Genomic DNA, 17,089 nt, shown 5'->3' on the forward strand with positions numbered 1-17,089 from the left:
CCGGGTATCCTAGGCGCCTTCCCCAGCAACCGCTTTCCGACGTCGGGAGACGATGTGCCGACCTTCAGTGTGCCGGGGGCCGAACTCGACGTGGAGCTGAGCGACGAGGGTGGCCACCCGGTCGTCCAGCTCCACGGCCTGACCTCGAGCCGCCACCGCGACCGCCTCATGGACCTCGACCTGGGCCGCGGGCTCAGCGGCACCCGACTGCTGCGCTACGACGCGCGGGGGCACGGCCGCTCGACCGGTCGTGCGGTGCGGGAGGACTACCGCTGGCCGGTGCTCGCCGACGACCTGCTGCGGCTGCTCGACCACTACTTCCCCGGCGAGCGGGTACACGGGGTGGGGCCGTCGATGGGCACCGGAACCCTGCTGCACGCGGCGGTGAAGGATCCGGAGCGCTTCAGCAGCCTCACCCTGCTGGTGCCGGCGACCGCCTGGGCCACCCGCGTCGCGAAGGCCGCCGAGTACCGGGCCGCCGCCGATCTCATCGAGCAGCAGGGACTCGCGGCGTTCCTCACGCGCGATCTGACCGCGCCACGACCGCCGGCCACCGTCGACGCGCCGGAGACCGTCCCCGACGTCACCGAGGAACTGCTGCCCTCGCTGTTCCGGGGCGCCGCGCTGAGCGACCTGCCCGATCCGGAGGCCGTGTCCGACATCGACATTCCGGTGACGGTGCTGGCGTGGATCGACGACCCCGCCCATCCGGTGTCCACGGCGGAGTCGCTGGTGGGTCTGCTCCCTCACGCGAAGCTGGAGATCGCGCACACCCCGGCCGATCTCGCGCAGTGGCCGAGCATCCTCTGCGAGGACGTCGCCCGGCACGGTTGATTCCGTCGGCATAACGATTTCGGTGTTCCCGACCTCGATATACGGGGTCGAGAACACCGAAATGCGGATGACTACGGAGGAACGCCCCGATGGCGTTCGTCAGACGTTGAAGCGGAACTCCACCACGTCGCCGTCGGCCATGACGTAGTCCTTGCCCTCCATGCGGACCTTGCCGCGAGCCTTCGCCTCGGCCATCGAGCCGGCCTCGTCGAGGTCGGCGAACGAGACGATCTCGGCCTTGATGAAGCCGCGCTCGAAGTCGGTGTGGATCACGCCGGCCGCCTTGGGGGCGGTGTCACCCTTGCGGATGGTCCAGGCACGCGATTCCTTCGGACCCGCCGTCAGGTAGGTCTGCAGGCCGAGCGTGTGGAAACCGGCGCGCGCGAGCTGCTTCAGACCGGCCTCGGTCTGGCCGATGGATTCGAGCAGCTCCATCGCCTCGTCCTCGTCGAGCTCGAGGAGCTCGGACTCGACCTTGGCATCGAGGAAGACGGCGTCGGCCGGTGCGACGGCCTTGCGCAGCTCCTCCTTGCGCTCCTCGTTGGTGAGGACGGCCTCGTCGGCGTTGAAGACGTACAGGAACGGCTTGGCGGTGAGCAGGTGCAGGTCGCGCAGCAGCTCGCCCTTCACCTCCGCCTGGGCGGAGAAGATGGTGCGACCGTCCTCGAGGATCGCCTGAGCCTTCTTCGTCTCCTCCAGCTGAGCGACGAGTTCCTTGTTCTTCCGGGACTCCTTCTCGAGCCGCGGCAGCGCTCGCTCGATCGTCTCCAGGTCGGCGAGGATCAGCTCGGTCGCGATGACCTCGATGTCGGCCATCGGGTCGACCTTGCCCTCGACGTGGACCACGTCGGGATCGTCGAACACGCGCACGACCTGACAGATGGCGTCCGCCTCACGGATGTTGGCGAGGAACTTGTTGCCCATGCCCTCACCGGCGGAGGCCCCCTTGACGATGCCGGCGATGTCGACGAACGACACCGTGGCCGGGAGGATGCGCTCGGAACCGAAGATCTCGGCGAGCCGGTTCAGTCGCGGATCGGGCAGTTCGACGACGCCGACATTGGGCTCGATGGTGGCGAACGGATAGTTCGCTGCCAGCACATCGTTCTTGGTCAGCGCATTGAACAGCGTCGACTTGCCGACGTTGGGAAGACCGACGATTCCGAGGGTAAGGCTCACGGAATCGGTATTCTACGCGGCCGTCCGCCGCTCATTTCACCCGCACGCCACCCGCACCAGTTGTGCGATGCGCGCTGCCTGGTCCCCGTCGGGCACGGTCGATCCGTTGGCCGCGACTTCCTGAACCTTCGCGTTCACTTCCTGGTCGGATGCACCATCGTCGATGAGAGGGCAGGTCTCGGTGACGATGGACTCGATGTCCTGCGTCTCCCGGTCGGCCGACAGCTGCGGGTAACCGGTGCGGAAGGCCGCGACGAAGACATCGAGCTTCGCCTTGTCGAAGATGTCGCCGGCCCGCTCGGCCGCGCTGGACGCGACGCTCTGCACCGACGAGATGGCGCCCTCTGCCTGCTCCTGAACGCTCGTGACCGCGACATCCGCCGAGGAGCGCACGTCCTCGTCGCTGGGAGTGTCGTCGGAGCTGCACGCGGTGAGCGCGAAGGCGGCGGCGATCGCCACAGTCGCAGCGGACACACGCAGGAGTCGGGTCGTGCTCGTTCGGTTCGTCACGTTTCGAGAATGCCACGGCAGGGGACCCTTCAGCGCCGTTTCCGGCGTGTCGTCCGGACCACGCGCGGCGCTCGGTGACCGTAGATTGGCGACTGTCGATCGGTATCGAGCTCGATACATGTCGGAAGGACCGTCGTTGACCGAATCGAAGACCGCGCCCAGCGGAAACAGCAGTGGGAAGCCGTCGGCTGAACCCGACCGCGGAAGCCTGCTGGGCACGGGCGGAATCTGGCTCGCCAAGTGGTCGGCCTGCCTGGTCGTCATCGCCGCCGGTGCGGTGGTGATCGGCTGGATCATCGAGAAGATGTGGGTGATCGTGCTGCCGGTCGCCCTCGCGATCGTCGTCTCCACGATCCTGTGGCCGCCCACCCGCTTCATGACCAAACGCGGCGTTCCTCCGGCTGCTGCGGCCGGCCTGACCCTCGTGATGTTCTTCGCGATCGTCGGCGGCATCATCGCCGGCATCGTCCCGTCGGTGGTCTCCCAGATGCCCGACCTGGCCAACAAGGCCACCGAAGGCATCAACACCGTGCAGGAATGGGTGAAGGGACCCCCGATCAACCTGCGCGACGAACAACTCGACAACGCCGTCCACGCGGTGGTCGAACGAGTGCAGGGCAGTGCTGCCACCATCGCGGGCGGTGTCTTCTCCGGTGTGAGCACGGCGGGCTCGCTGCTCGTCACACTCGCTCTCGTCCTCGTGCTGACCTTCTTCTTCATCAAGGACGGCCCGCGCTTCGTGCCGTGGCTGCACCGTGTGAGCGGCGGCCGCGCCGGACGTCACCTCGAAGCGGTACTCGGCCGCATGTGGGACACGCTGGGCGGGTTCATCCGCACGCAGGCCCTGGTGAGCTTCATCGACGCCCTCTTCATCGGTATCGGCCTGCTGATCCTCGGAGTCCCGCTCGCACCCGTCCTGGCGATCCTGACCTTCATCGGCGGATTCATTCCCATCGTCGGTGCGTTCGTCGCCGGTGCGCTGGCAGTGCTGGTCGCACTCGTCGCCAACGGTTTCACAACCGCGATCATCGTGCTGGTCCTCATCATCGCCGTGCAGCAGATCGAGGGGAACGTGCTGCAGCCGGTGCTGCAGTCGCGGTCGATGAACCTGCACGCAGCCGTGGTGCTGCTCGCGGTGACGGCCGGATCGTCGCTGTTCGGGATCATCGGTGCGTTCCTGGCGGTGCCGGTCGCGGCGGTGGCCGCGGTGGTCATCCGCTACATCGGCGAACAGATCGACGAGCGCGCCAGTGAAGGCGAGGACGACGAGACGAAGGCACTCCCGGCTCCGGGCGACACCTCGGTGCCCGATCCGAAGCCGGCCTCTCCGGCACCGGCCGCCTCCGAGGACTGAGGGGCGGTCAGCTCGCGACGCGGACGGTGGATCCCGAGCGGCCACGGATGACGTGCAGCCTGCTCGGGATCCGCTGCCGCATCTCGTCGACGTGACTGACCACGCCCACCACGCGGCCTCCCGCGCGCAGTTCGTCGAGCACCCCCATGACCGCTTCGAGGGCGTCGGCGTCGAGTGAACCGAACCCTTCGTCGATGAACATCGTGTCGAGCACGAGCCCGCCGGCCTCGGCGGCGACGACGTCGGCGAGGCCGAGGGCAAGGGCGAGGGACGCCTGGAAGGACTCGCCGCCCGACAGTGTCTTCGTCGATCGCACGGCGCCGGTGTACTCGTCGTGGATGTCGAGACCGAGACCGCCGCGACGCCCCCTGCTTTCGGCCGCGTCGGAGTGCACGAACTCGTAGCGACCGCCGGACATCCTGCGCAGGCGTTCGGAGGCGGCGTCGGCGACCTCCTCGAGTCGCGCCGCGAGCACGTACGAGCGCAACGACATCTTCTTGGCGTTCGACCCCATTCCGGCGACGACGTCGGCGAGCGCGGAGAGTTCGGCGTGTTCGTCGAGCAGCGGGACGAGTTCGGCGCAGGCACGCTCGAGTCGCCGGGAGTAGTTCTCGATGTCGAGGTGCCGGCGCTCGGCCTCGGTGGCCGCGCTCAGGGCGGCCTCGACCGCCGCGGCACCGTCGTCCACCGCTGCGCGCGCGGCCGTCACGTCAGCGACCTCGTCGCCGGTGAGGGCCGCGATCGCCGGGTCGTTCAGCGTGGAGGTAGCCACCGCGCGTTCGTCGTCGGCGGCGCGCAGGACGCGGTCGATCTCGGCGAGCCGCTCGGGTGTCCGGACAGCTGCGCGGGCGCTGTCGAGGTCGGTGAAGCCCGCCTCCGCGGCTGCGGTGCGGGCGTCGGCGGCGCGTTCGTCGGCGGCCGTGCGCGCCTGCAGGGCGCCGGTGCGGGCGTCGAGCAGCGCGGTGGCGGCGGCGGACAGTGCCGCGACCGTCCTCCGTCGCGGGGCGAGCAGGTCGAGGTCGCCGACGGCCTCGACGATGCGCTCGCGGATCTCCGTGATCTCGGCCGCGCGGACCGCGTCCTCGCGGGCGAGTTCGGACAGTTCGGCGTCGAGCCGCTTCTCCTGTTCGGCCAGCACCGTGTCGAGTTTGCGCAGGTCCTCGACCGTCGCGAGCAGATGGTCGAGCCGACGGGCGACGGTGGCGGCCTCGTTGTGGGCGCGGACCGCCTCGGCGTGGGCGGTGGTGAGTTCGGCGAGTTCGGCGTCGCCGCAACGCTGTCGGAGGACGGCGACGATCCCGGAGAGTTCGGTGACGGCCTCACGTGCTTCGCTCAGCGCGGTGGCGGCGCGTTGCTCGGCGGCGTGGGCGCGTTCCTCGTCTGCCTTCGTCGCAGTGTCGGGAGCCGGGCGCGCGGGCTCGGGATGTTCGGTGGAACCGCAGACCATGCACGGTTCGCCGTCGGTGAGACGCGCGGCGAGTTCGGCTGCCATTCCGTCGATCCGGCGCTGCCGGACGTCGAGGTGCGCGTCGCGTGCGTGGTTGTATTCGGAGTGCAGTTGCAGTACCCGGGCTTCGAGCCGTTCGAGTTCGTTTCGGCGCGAAGCGAGTTCGGTGGCGGCGTCGAGCGCGTCGGCGGCACGGTCGCGTGCGGTGGACAGGCCGAGGAGCATCGCGGCTGCGCGTTCGGCCTCGGCGACCGCATCAGCAGCGGCGGTCGATCGTTCGGGCAGCGCGGCGCGCTCGTCGATCACCTGCCGACGCTCGTCGGTGAGGGCACGGCGACGTCCGGCGAACTTCTCGCGTTCGTTCTCGAGCTCGGTGAGACGACGACGGCGATCGAGTAGGACGTCGAGTCGCGCTGCCTCCGAGGACCATTCCTCGCATCGAGGTCGGATGATGTCGCGGTCGGCGGCGGACGACATCGGCCCGACAGCGTCGAGGAGATCGCGTCCTTCGTCGTCGTTGCGGAGCGGCGCGGCGGCCGTCTCGGCGCGCGCTGCGGCGGCATCGGCCTCGCGTGCAAGACGGTCGGCCTCCCGATCGACGACCGCGACGCTCACCGCGCGATGCGCGGCGTCGCGTTCGGCTGTCACGGCGACGCGCTGCGTCTGCGTCTGCTCGAGTTCGGCAAGGATGTTCAGGGCGTCGCGGCGGCGGCGGAGTCGGTCGGCGAGAGCGACGGTCTCGTCGAGCCTGCGCCGGTTGACCTCGTCGACGGCGCGGACTCGTGCAAGCGCTGCGGCGGCGTCGTCGCGGCTCTCGGCGGCCTCGGCGAGCAGGCGGCCCGCCCATTCCACCGGATCGGCGTCGGCTCCCGCCTCGATCCCGGCCGACGCGGCCACCTTCGCCGCGAGCACTTCGACCTTCTTTTGTTGCTCGGCAAGCAGTTTCGTTCCGGCACCGCGCCGATCGCGGAACCACTGCTCGACGTCGCCGAAACGGGTGGTGTCGAACAGACGCTCGAGCAGCCTGCCGCGCTCCTCGCTGTTCGCACGCAGGAACCGGGCGAAGTCGCCCTGCGGAAGGAGCACCACCTGGAAGAACTGTTCGGCGCTCATCCCGAGCAACGACTTGACGACGTCGCCGATCTCCTGGGCGCGGGACAGGTTCTCCCCCGACCCGTCGAGCCAGGTGAGATTCGCCTTGGCCTGCTGCTTGATCGTGCCGGTGCCGCGCTTCTTCGGGCGTTCGAACTCGGGGCTGCGTTCGATGGCCAGACGGCGACCCGCGATGGTCGCCTCGAGCCGGACCGTCGGCACAGCACCCACCCGTGCGTGGTCGGACAGCAACCGGCGCCCCTCGGAGCGAGCACCGGGGACGGTGCCGTAGAGCGCGAACGCGACCGCGTCGAGGATCGACGTCTTGCCCGCGCCTGTCTGCCCGTGCAGTAGGAACAACCCATCGGCGCCGAGCTCGTCGAAGTCGATCTCGACGGTGTCGGCGAACGGACCGAAGGCCGTGATCTCGAGGTGGTGCAGTCTCATGCCGGCACGTCCGTCCGCCACTGCGTGTCGGTCTCGTCGCCGATGCCACGACGACGGTCGACCTCCCTCAACGCTTCGTCGATCCAGCCGCGCTCGCGTTCGGACGGCTCGGAACGCACATCGGTGAGGAACGACGCGGCGATGTCGCGATCACTGCGCCCGCGCACCTTGTCGCGGTAGCTGCCCTCCGTGGACCCGGCCGGTCGCTGCCATTCGACGTGCACGGCGTACGGGAACCGCTCCTGCAGGCGACGCATGGCGTCGAGCGGGCGGATCGCGTCGGTCAGCACCGCGGAGACGTAGTGCTCCTCGACGGCGGCATGCGCCGGATCGGCGAGCAGATCGTCCAGTTCGCCTTCGAGACGAGTCAATTCGCGGATCACCGGGAGATCGACCCGCTCGACGGACGCCGCACCCGAGGCGTCGAGGTCGACGACGAAGACCGCCTTGCGGTGCGAGCGCTCGCCGAAGGAGTACGGCAACGGCGATCCCGAGTACCGGACCGTCTCGCTCACCGTCTGCGGGGAATGCAGGTGACCGAGCGCGACGTAGTCGACACCGTCGAACGACGACGCGGCGACCGTCTCGACCCCGCCGACGGAGATGGACCGCTCGGAGTCGCTGGGCTCGCCACCGACGACGAAGGCGTGCGCCAGGACGACCGTGCGGCCGTGCCGATCCGCGACATCGGCGCGCACGCGTTCCATCGCCGCGTCGAGGATCTGCTGGTGCGAACGGGCCTCGGGCACGCCGAGCTCGGCGCGGGTGATCTCGGGTTCGAGATACGGGATGCCGTAGAAGCGGACCGGGCCGTGCTCGTCGTGCAGGACGACAGGGCTGTCGATCTGAGATACGCGGGTGATCAGGTGCAGACCCCCGTGCGCGGCGAAGGCAGCGCCGGCACCGAGCCGGACCGGCGAGTCGTGGTTGCCGGAGGTGGCGACGATGATCGCCCCTGCCTCACGGATGGCCTCGAGGCCGGCGTTGCACACGGCGACCGCGTCGGAACTCGGGATCGACCGGTCGTACACGTCGCCCGGCACGACCACCACGTCGATCCGGCGTTCGGCCACCAGATCGGCGATGGCCCGCAGCGCACGCGCCTGGTCGGCGAGCAGGTCGACACCGTGGAAGGTGCGGCCGATGTGCCAGTCGGAGGTGTGCAGGATCCGCATGGGACAGACGGTAGAGGAGAGGACCGACATCCCCGGATGTCGGGTGGATGTCGCATCGATGAGGCATCATCCGCCACATGACAGCACTCACGGCACTCGGCCTGCTCGTCGCGCTCGGTCTCGGGGTGGTGCTCGGCTGGCTGTTGCGGGCCACCCGCGACGGCGAACGCGCAGCCCGTGCCGAGGCGCAGCTGGCAGCCCTGCGGGACAACGAGGAGCAGCTGCGTCAGTCGCTGGCAGCGGTGAGCGAGGATGCCGCGCGCCGGCAGTCCGGTGCCATCGGCGACCAGGTCTCGCGGCTCGTCGGCCCGTTGAACGAGGCCGTCGGAGCGCTGGCCCGGCAGGTCGAACACGTCGAACGCAACCGCGTGCACGCCTACGCCGGGCTGAGCGAGCAGGTCGAGGGCATGCACCGCGCGTCGCAGCTGCTGTCCACGCGGACCCAGCAGCTGGTCACCGCGCTGCGCGCGCCGCAGATCCGCGGACGATGGGGCGAGATCCAGCTCGAACGCGTCGTCGAGCTCGCCGGGATGGTCCGGCACTGCGACTTCGACACCCAGGTGAGCAAGGACGGGGTGCGCCCCGACCTGCTCGTCTACCTCGCCGGTGGCAAACAGATCGTCGTCGACGCGAAGGTGCCCTTCGCCGCCTATCTGGATGCCGCCGAGGCCGAGGAGCCCGACGAGCGCGACCGGCACCTCACGCGCCACGCACGCCAACTGCGCACCCACATCGACCAACTGGCGGCGAAGGCCTACTGGGAGTCGTTCGACCCGACGCCCGAGTTCGTCGTGTTGTTCGTCCCCGGCGATCCGTTCCTCGATGCCGCGCTCGGCGCCGATCCCGATCTGCTCGAGCACGCTTTCGCCCGGAACGTCATCCTCGCCACACCGACCACGCTCGTCGCGTTGCTGCGCACGATCGCACACACCTGGCGGCAGGAGGCGCTCTCCCGCGACGCCGCGACCATCCACCGATTGGGCCGTGAACTGTACCAACGGCTCGGTGTGGTCGGTTCCCACCTCGATCGGCTCGGCAACCAGCTCGGCAAGGCCGTCGATTCGTTCAACATGACGGTCTCGTCGATGGACACCCGGGTGGGCGTGACGGCCCGCAAACTCCACGACCTGGAAATATTCGACGGTGAGGTGCCCGAGGTGCAGCGTGTCGACGCTTGGCCGCGACGCAGCACTCTGGCAGAAAGAGCAGTGGCGGACGGTCCTGTCGACGAAGCGAGCTGACATCGCCACGCTAATGTCTACGTTGTGTCTGCAACCCAACGTGCACGTTCGGCGGTGCCGCTCGACATGCGGTCGTTGGTGCCTACGGTGCCCGGTGTGCCCTGGTGGGGTGCCGTGGCGATCGCAGCCGGAACGACGCTTCTCGGGGTGCTGCTCGACAGCGCACGCGGGAACGAGCTGACCTCTGCGTTCACTGTCTTCTACGTGCTCGGCTGCGTCGCGGCCGTGGTGGCGGTGCGCTATCGCGGACTGTTCACGGCCATGGCCCAGCCGCCTCTGCTGCTGCTCCTCGCGGTGCCGATCGGTCAGGAGATCGTCTCCTCCGCCAGCACCGGCGGATTGAAGGATCTCGCGCTCAACGTCGCCTATCCGCTGGTGAACCGCTTCCCGGCGATGCTGGTGGCGACACTCCTGGCACTGGCCATCGGCGGTTTCCGGATCTTCGTGACCCGACAGAACACGGGAGTACGTGCCCGTGCGCCGCGAGAGCGGGCGAAGCCGCGGGCAGCGAAGACCGGAACCGCGAAGGACCGCCCCGCTCGCGCCGCGGGCGACCGGCCGACACGCGCTGCAAACGACCGGCCGACCAGGCGTGCGGGCCGGGGGCGACCGGCGACGGCCACCCCTGCGGATGCACGTCGCACCGCTTCGGGCCGCGGGACGCCGGCCGCGAAGGCGTCGGTCCGGGAGGTCGCCGACACCCGATCCCGTCGCCGCGTCCGTCCCGAATCCCCGACCGCCGAGCAGCCCGCTCCCCGGCGTACCCGCGCTCCCCGACCTGCGGACCCGGTGCAGCCGGAGGTCCGCGAGCCGCGGCGCCGTCCCGCACCCGAGCCGGACACCGGTCGACCGGCGCCCTCCCCCGCACCCACGCAGGGCTACGAGCCGCCGCGCGTGCGGTACCGCGACCGCTACGAGGACTGACCCACACGACGAAGACGACCGGTCACGTGCCGATTCACGGCGGTGACCGGTCGTCTTCGCTCTACGGAACTACCCGGTTCAGCGACGCGACGCGCGCAGTTCGCGCGGGAGAGCGAACACCAGGGTCTCGTTGGCGGTCGTCACCGACTGCACGTCGTGGAAACCGCGCTCGTCGAGGAACTGGACGACGCCCTGAACGAGGATCTCGGGGACCGACGCGCCGGAGGTGATGCCGACGGTCTCGACACCCTCGAGCCAGGCCGGATCGATCTCCTTGGCGTAGTCGACCAGGTGCGCTGCCCGGGCACCCGCACCGAGGGCGACCTCGACGAGCCGCACGGAGTTCGACGAGTTCCGCGACCCCACGACGATCACCAGATCGCACTCGGGCGCCATCGCCTTCACCGCGACCTGGCGGTTCTGCGTGGCGTAGCAGATGTCGTCGCTCGGCGGATCCTGGAGCTGCGGGAACTTCTGGCGCAGACGCTGCACGGTCTGCATCGTCTCGTCGACGCTCAGGGTGGTCTGGGACAGCCAGATGACCTTCGACGGATCGCGCACGGTCACCGAATCGACGGCGTCGGGACCGTCGACGAGCTGCACATGGTCGGGGGCCTCACCTGCGGTGCCCTCGACCTCCTCGTGGCCCTCGTGACCGATGAGCAGGATGTCGAAGTCGTCGCGGGCGAAGCGCTTGGCCTCCTGGTGGACCTTCGTCACCAGCGGGCAGGTCGCGTCGATGGTGCGCAGCTGCCGGGCAGCGGCCGATTCGTGGACCGCGGGCGACACACCGTGCGCCGAGAACACGAGCACGGCACCCTCGGGCACCTCGTCGGTCTCGTCGACGAACACCACGCCGCGGTCGGCGAGCGTGTCGACGACGTGGCGGTTGTGCACGATCTCCTTGCGGACGTAGATCGGCGCACCGTACTTGTCGAGCGCCTTCTCGACGGTCTCGACGGCGCGGTCGACGCCGGCGCAGTAGCCGCGCGGCTCGGCGAGCAGGACGCGCTTTCCGGAGGTGGAGAGACCGGCGGACCGTGTGATCCCGACTTCGAGAGGAACAGGCGCAGACATACCTCCAGAGTACGGGGCGCGTCGGAGTGTGGCTTTCCAGCTCGCAGCCGACGTGCTCCCCGGCTACCAATCACGCCGATCATCGGGCAGTCTTGGGGCATGATCCGTCCACCGTTCCTGGCACGGGTGGCTGCCGGCGTTGCTGTCACCGCGTACGAAGAGACCCTCAAGCTGCCGAGCACAGCCGTTTCGTTGCCGATGACGACGGTGAGCCAGATCCTGCAGACGACGATGCGAGTGCAGCAGGTCATGACCTCGTTCGCCATCAAGGGCGACCAGTTCTTCGAGATCTTCGGAGCGGAGCCCGCCGAGACCGCACAGTGGGCGACCTTCGACGACGACGGCTCGACCCCTTCGGACGAGACCGCGACCTCGACGAACAGCGCCGCGAACGGCGCTCCCGGCCGGTTCGCCCTGTACTCGATCCCGCCAGCCACCGAAGCCGACGCACCCGTGGCCGAGCAGGCCGCACCGGTAAAGGCCGGCACCGCGACGACGAAGGGGCCCGCGAAGAAGACGGCAGCCGAGAAGTCTGCTCCGAAGAAGGCCGCCGCGAAGTCCGCAGACGCCGAGGTCACGAAGATCGGCGAGACCACGGACACGAAGGTCGCCTCCGACGATCGTTCCGAGATCGTCGAATACCTCGACTACGACTCGCTGACCCTCGCCCAACTGCGTGCCCGCCTGCGCGCACTGTCGGTGGACGAGCTCACAGCGGTGCTCGAATACGAGAATGCTCACGCCGCGCGTACTCCGTTCGTGACGATGCTGTCGAACCGGATCACGAGCGCGCGTAACAAGTGACGGCCGGACAGAACGCGGCACGCCCGAACTCCGCGGAGCAGCCCTGGCCCGTCCGCACCGTGGCGCAGAAGGTCGCCGGGTGGATCGACAAGCTCGGCACCATCTGGGTCGAAGGGCAGATCACGCAGATCAACGCCCGCCCCGGGACGCGGACGGCGTTTTTGACCCTGCGCGACCCGTCGGTGGACATGTCCCTGCAGGTGACCTGTTCACCCCAGTTGTTGCAGCAATCGGGGGTGCCGCTCACCGAGGGCAGCCGCGTGATCATGTTCGGGAAGATGACCTTCTGGCCCGGCCGCGGCAGTCTGGCGCTGCGAGTCACGGAGATCCGGGCCGTCGGTATCGGTGAACTGCTCGCGCGGCTCGAACGACTGCGTGCGTTGCTCGCGGCCGAGGGACTGTTCGACCCGCGGTTGAAGCGCCCCCTCCCCTTCCTGCCGCGCCGCGTCGGTCTGGTCACCAGCCGCGGCAGCGCGGCCGAACGCGACGTGCTGTCGGTCGCGCAGCGTCGCTGGCCGGCCGTGCAGTTCGACGTCCGCCACGCGACGGTGCAGGGCTCGACCGCGGTCACGCAACTCATCGACGCCATCGAAGCACTCGACAAGGACCCGGACGTCGACGTGATCGTCCTCGCCCGCGGCGGCGGCAGCGTCGAGGATCTGCTGCCCTTCTCCGACGAGGCGCTGTGCCGCGCGATCGCCGCGTGTACGACGCCCGTGGTCAGCGCGATCGGCCACGAGCCCGACAGTCCGCTCTGTGATCACGTCGCCGACCTGCGGGCCGCGACCCCGACCGACGCCGCGAAGCGCGTCGTACCCGATGCGGTTGCCGAACTCGATCTCGTCGACGAACTGAGAGCACGGTCGGCGGCGGCGCTGCGCAACTGGGTCCGGCGCGAGGAACACGTGATCGCACAGTTGCGCGACCGTCCCGTCCTGGCCGATCCATTCCGCGATCTCGACCGGCGGAACGAGGAGATCGAGCGGTTGCAGCACGCGGCACGACGCGACGTCACGCGATTGATCTCGTCGCAATCGTCGACGCTCGAACACCTGCGGGCACGGTTGGCGACCCTCGGGCCCGCGGCGACCCTGGCGCGTGGCTACGCCGTGGTCCAGCGGATCGTGCCGGGCAGCGCCCCCGAAGTGGTACGCACACTCGACGAGATGCCCATCGGCACCCAGCTGCGAGTGCGCGTGGCGGACGGCGCGGCCCGCGCCGCCGTCATGGGACACGAACGACAAGGAAGATCAGGACAGTGACGAACGCGGGAACCGACGACGCCAACGCCGATGTGCGGGAGTTCGGCTACGAGCGAGCTCGGGACGAACTCGTCAACGTCGTGAAGATGCTCGAGCAGGGCGGACTCGACCTCGACGACTCGTTGCAGCTGTGGGAGCGCGGCGAGGCACTCGCGCAGCGCTGCGAGGAACATCTCGCCGGCGCCCGCGAACGTGTCGAGCAGGCGCTCTCCCTCGCGGACGACGAGGACGAAGACGACGAGTACGAGGACGAGGAGTACGAGGACGAGGACTGACCTCGACCGAGCTCACGATCAGGGCTCGGTCGCTCCGACCCGGATCAGGGTTCGAGGGGCTCGGCCCTGCCCGCGGCGGTGGCCAGGGTCGTGAACTCGGCCTCGTCGCCGGAGCCACCGATCAGGATGCGCACGTCGCCGAAGTCCGACACCCAGAGCGCTTCGACGCCCTCGCCGCCGTAGACCACCCAGTCGTGGCCCTCGACGGACCTGGTGTCGGTGGCGGTGCGGGCACCTCCGGCGACGAATCGCACCAGTTCGTCCTCACCGGCATCCGATTGGGTGAAGCGCACGTAGCGACCTGCAGGAGTGATGAAACCGACGGTGCTCGAATCGCCGCCCTGGTTACCGGAAACGATGCTGCGGCTACCGGAGTTGGGCTGCCAGTCCTCGGGCACCTCGGGGTGGCGGATCGGGAATCCGAGTTCCGCCGCGTCGTACTTCAGGCCGGCATCGATGTCGAAGCTCGGCACGGGACCCGCCGTGGGTCCGCCGGGCTTGAACTCGCACTGGCTGGCGATCGCCGCGATGAAGAGGATCAGCACGAGCAGCGGGATCAGCGACCACGCCATATCTCGACCGTCTTGCAGGATGCGAGGTTTCTTGGATGCCACCCGTCCAGTCTGACAGCTACGAAACGGGCAGGCTCAGGCCGGGCGGGTCCGACAGCCCACACCATCGGCCGTGATGAGACAATAGCCACGCGACACACACGGATCGTGCGGGCGCCCTCGGCGCCCGCTCCCTCTGCCGGCGCAACCCGCGTCGACCGAAAAGTCTCCAGGAGGCAGTAGCCCATGACGGCCAGCACCCCACGCCGCGAAGCTCCGGACCGCAACCTCGCGCTCGAACTGGTCCGCGTCACCGAGGCCGCGGCGATGGCGGCCGGCCGGTGGGTCGGACGCGGCGACAAGGAAGGTGGCGACGGCGCCGCGGTCGACGCGATGCGGCACATGGTCAGCTCCGTGTCGATGCAGGGTGTCGTCGTGATCGGTGAGGGCGAGAAGGACGAAGCGCCCATGCTGTACAACGGTGAGGAGGTCGGCAACGGCGACGGTCCGCTGTGCGACGTCGCGGTCGACCCCATCGACGGCACGACCCTCATGTCGAAGGGCGCTCCCGGCGCGATCGCGGTGCTCGCCGTGGCCGAGCGGGGCGCGATGTTCGATCCGTCCGCCGTGTTCTACATGGAGAAGATCGCCGTCGGTCCCGAGGCCGCCGACGTCATCGACATCACCGCCCCGATCGCGGAGAACATCCGCCGTGTCGCGAAGGCGAAGAACATCGCGCACGCCGACCTGACCGTGACGATCCTCGACCGTCCGCGCCACGCGCAGATCATCAGGGAGGTGCGCGAGGCGGGTGCCCGCATCCGTCTGATCTCCGACGGCGACGTCGCCGGCGCGATTGCCGCTGCACGTCCGGGTTCGGGTGTCGACATGCTGCTCGGCATCGGCGGTACCCCCGAGGGCATCATCGCCGCGGCCGCGATGCGCTGCATGGGTGGTGCGCTGCAGGGTCGCCTGGCACCGAAGGACGACGCCGAGCGCCAGAAGGCGATCGACGCCGGACACGATCTCGACCGTGTCCTCACCACCACCGATCTCGTCACCGGCGAGAACATCTTCTTCTGCGCGACCGGCGTCACCGACGGTGAGCTGCTCCGCGGCGTCCGCTACTCCGCCGGGGGCGCGGAGACGCAGTCGATCGTGATGCGCAGCAAGTCGGGCACGGTCCGCATGATCGAGGCGTACCACCGCCTGCAGAAGCTCAGCGAGTTCTCGTCCATCGACTTCCACGGTGTCGCCGGCTCCCCGCCGCCCATGCCCTGATCATCACTGCCCTGATCATCACTGCCCTGATCGTCACCGATCCTTCCGAGGAGGGGCACTGCACCGAGTTCTGGTGCAGTGCCCCTCCTCGTTCGTTCCGGCGGCATAACGTGGAGGACATGACCGACACCGAACAGTCTTCTCAGCAGTTCCGTATCGAACGCGACACGATGGGCGAGGTCCAGGTTCCGGTCGACGCCTTGTGGCGCGCCCAGACGCAGCGCGCCGTGGAGAACTTCCCGATCTCGGGCCGTGGACTCGAACGCGCACAGATCCGCGCGCTGGGTCTGCTCAAGAGCGCCTGCGCCCGGGTGAACAAGGACCTGGGTCTGCTCGACCCCGACAAGGCCGACGCGATCGTCGCGGCCGCCGATGCCATCGCCGCGGGTGAGTACGACGACCAGTTCCCGATCGACGTCTTCCAGACCGGTTCGGGCACGAGCTCGAACATGAACACCAACGAGGTCATCGCGTCGCTCGCCGCGAAGGCCGGCGTCACGGTCCACCCCAACGACGACGTCAACATGTCGCAGTCGTCGAACGACACTTTCCCCACCGCGACGCATGTCGCCGCGACCGAGGCGACGGTGAAGGATCTGATCCCCGCCCTCGAGCACCTGCACGGTGCCCTCGCCGAGAAGGCGAAGGAGTGGCGCACGGTCGTCAAGTCGGGTCGTACGCACCTGATGGATGCGGTCCCGGTGACCCTGGGCCAGGAGTTCGGTGGTTACGCCCGCCAGATCGAGGCCGGGATCGAACGTCTCCGCGCGACCCTCCCCCGCCTCGGCGAACTGCCGATCGGCGGTACCGCGGTGGGCACGGGCCTCAACGCACCGGCGGATTTCGGGGCGCGTGTCGTGGCCGTGCTCGTCGAGACCACGGGGCTCGACGAGTTGCAGGGGGCCCGCAACAGTTTCGAGGCTCAGGCCGCGCGTGACGCTCTGGTCGAGGTGTCCGGGGCGCTGCGCACCGTTGCCGTGTCGCTGACGAAGATCGCCAACGACATCCGCTGGATGGGGTCCGGTCCGCTCACGGGTCTGGCCGAGATCCAGCTCCCCGATCTGCAGCCCGGTAGTTCGATCATGCCGGGCAAGGTCAATCCCGTTCTTCCCGAAGCGGTTACGCAGGTCGCCGCACAGGTGGTGGGCAACGACACCACTGTGGCGTGGAGCGGCGCCGCCGGGGCGTTCGAACTCAACGTCTACATCCCGGTGATGGCCCGCAACGTCCTCGAGTCGATTCGTTTGCTCGCCAACGTCTCCCGACTGTTCGCCGATCGCTGCATCACCGGGCTGGTCGCGAACGTCGAACATCTGCGCACACTGGCGGAGTCGTCGCCGTCGATCGTCACTCCCCTCAACTCCGCGATCGGATACGAGGAGGCGGCCGCCGTCGCCAAGGAGGCGCTGAAGGAGAAGAAGACGATCCGTCAGACCGTCGTGGACCGCGGCCTCGTCGGCGACCGCCTGAGCGAGGAGGAACTGGACCGCCGCCTCGACGTCCTGGCGATGACGCGGGTGGACGAGAAGTCCTGACCCGCAGGGTTCCGATCGACCTGTCTGCATCCGCTACGATTTTCGCCATCCGCTACAGCAATTCGGAAGTTGTCAACCTGTCTGAGACAGATGGGTGATGT

15 protein-coding genes are annotated in these 17,089 nt (G+C 69.0%); 9 read left to right on the forward strand and 6 right to left on the reverse strand.

The genetic code is table 11. From position 1 onward, the window contains the following. Positions 1-54: 54 nt before the first annotated feature. Entirely contained in the window at positions 55-834 is a 780-nt protein-coding gene (locus tag QR64_RS17375; RefSeq protein ID WP_039586387.1) for an alpha/beta fold hydrolase, read from the forward strand. 99 nt (positions 835-933) lie between these two features. On the opposite strand, the gene ychF is transcribed toward QR64_RS17375, so the two are convergent. Next, the gene (gene ychF, locus QR64_RS17380; protein ID WP_039586389.1) at positions 934-2,013 is read right to left on the reverse strand and encodes a redox-regulated ATPase YchF; all 1,080 of its coding nucleotides are present in this window, start codon (positions 2,011-2,013) and stop codon (positions 934-936) included. A 36-nt stretch (positions 2,014-2,049) separates the two neighbouring features. Next, a complete protein-coding gene (locus tag QR64_RS17385; RefSeq protein WP_083543721.1) occupies positions 2,050-2,487 on the reverse strand; it encodes a hypothetical protein in 438 nt (145 codons plus the stop codon). A 172-nt stretch (positions 2,488-2,659) separates the two neighbouring features. On the opposite strand from QR64_RS17385, the gene QR64_RS17390 reads away from it, so the two are divergent. After that, positions 2,660-3,877, forward strand: a complete 1,218-nt coding sequence (locus QR64_RS17390; RefSeq protein ID WP_235367203.1) for an AI-2E family transporter — start codon at positions 2,660-2,662, stop codon at positions 3,875-3,877. 7 nt (positions 3,878-3,884) lie between these two features. On the opposite strand, the gene QR64_RS17395 is transcribed toward QR64_RS17390, so the two are convergent. After that, complete coding sequence (locus tag QR64_RS17395; protein ID WP_039586437.1) at positions 3,885-6,863, reverse strand: AAA family ATPase; 2,979 nt, start codon at positions 6,861-6,863, stop codon at positions 3,885-3,887. Then, the gene (locus QR64_RS17400) at positions 6,860-8,038 is read right to left on the reverse strand and encodes an exonuclease SbcCD subunit D (RefSeq protein ID WP_006553912.1); all 1,179 of its coding nucleotides are present in this window, start codon (positions 8,036-8,038) and stop codon (positions 6,860-6,862) included. The genes QR64_RS17395 and QR64_RS17400 overlap by 4 nt, the downstream gene beginning before the upstream one ends. A 77-nt stretch (positions 8,039-8,115) precedes the next feature. Here QR64_RS17400 and QR64_RS17405 point away from each other — a divergent pair, with 77 nt between their 5' ends. Both QR64_RS17405 and QR64_RS17410 read left to right on the forward strand, forming a co-directional pair. Continuing rightward, the gene (locus QR64_RS17405; RefSeq protein ID WP_006553911.1) at positions 8,116-9,279 is read left to right on the forward strand and encodes a DNA recombination protein RmuC; all 1,164 of its coding nucleotides are present in this window, start codon (positions 8,116-8,118) and stop codon (positions 9,277-9,279) included. Between the two features lie 24 nt (positions 9,280-9,303). Beyond that, positions 9,304-10,203 (forward strand): DUF6542 domain-containing protein, encoded by a 900-nt coding sequence (locus QR64_RS17410; RefSeq protein ID WP_232238034.1) that lies wholly within the window; start codon positions 9,304-9,306, stop codon positions 10,201-10,203. A 78-nt stretch (positions 10,204-10,281) separates the two neighbouring features. Here QR64_RS17410 and QR64_RS17415 read toward each other — a convergent pair whose 3' ends face one another. After that, positions 10,282-11,280, reverse strand: a complete 999-nt coding sequence (locus tag QR64_RS17415) for a 4-hydroxy-3-methylbut-2-enyl diphosphate reductase (RefSeq protein ID WP_006553909.1) — start codon at positions 11,278-11,280, stop codon at positions 10,282-10,284. 99 nt (positions 11,281-11,379) lie between these two features. Here QR64_RS17415 and QR64_RS17420 point away from each other — a divergent pair, with 99 nt between their 5' ends. The 3 genes from QR64_RS17420 to QR64_RS17430 are packed head-to-tail and all read left to right on the forward strand — an operon-like array spanning position 11,380 to position 13,621. Continuing rightward, positions 11,380-12,084, forward strand: a complete 705-nt coding sequence (locus tag QR64_RS17420; RefSeq protein ID WP_006553908.1) for a lipid droplet-associated protein — start codon at positions 11,380-11,382, stop codon at positions 12,082-12,084. Next, the gene (gene xseA / locus QR64_RS17425) at positions 12,081-13,346 is read left to right on the forward strand and encodes an exodeoxyribonuclease VII large subunit (RefSeq protein WP_039586394.1); all 1,266 of its coding nucleotides are present in this window, start codon (positions 12,081-12,083) and stop codon (positions 13,344-13,346) included. Before QR64_RS17420 ends, xseA begins: the two co-directional genes overlap by 4 nt. Continuing rightward, positions 13,343-13,621: an exodeoxyribonuclease VII small subunit gene (locus QR64_RS17430; protein ID WP_039586396.1), complete on the forward strand. Its 279-nt coding sequence runs from the start codon at positions 13,343-13,345 to the stop codon at positions 13,619-13,621. The genes xseA and QR64_RS17430 overlap by 4 nt, the downstream gene beginning before the upstream one ends. Before the next feature lie 44 nt (positions 13,622-13,665). Here QR64_RS17430 and QR64_RS17435 read toward each other — a convergent pair whose 3' ends face one another. Further along, complete coding sequence (locus QR64_RS17435; RefSeq protein ID WP_024103281.1) at positions 13,666-14,235, reverse strand: DUF4245 domain-containing protein; 570 nt, start codon at positions 14,233-14,235, stop codon at positions 13,666-13,668. A 183-nt stretch (positions 14,236-14,418) separates the two neighbouring features. Here QR64_RS17435 and glpX point away from each other — a divergent pair, with 183 nt between their 5' ends. After that, positions 14,419-15,453, forward strand: a complete 1,035-nt coding sequence (glpX, locus tag QR64_RS17440; RefSeq protein WP_006553904.1) for a class II fructose-bisphosphatase — start codon at positions 14,419-14,421, stop codon at positions 15,451-15,453. 119 nt (positions 15,454-15,572) lie between these two features. Continuing rightward, positions 15,573-16,988, forward strand: coding sequence for a class II fumarate hydratase (locus QR64_RS17445; protein WP_006553903.1), 1,416 nt, complete (start codon positions 15,573-15,575; stop codon positions 16,986-16,988). Positions 16,989-17,089 lie beyond the last annotated feature (101 nt).

It is taken from the genome of Rhodococcus sp. Chr-9 (genome assembly GCF_000801125.1).
Classification (GTDB): Bacteria; Actinomycetota; Actinomycetes; order Mycobacteriales; family Mycobacteriaceae; genus Rhodococcus; species Rhodococcus pyridinivorans.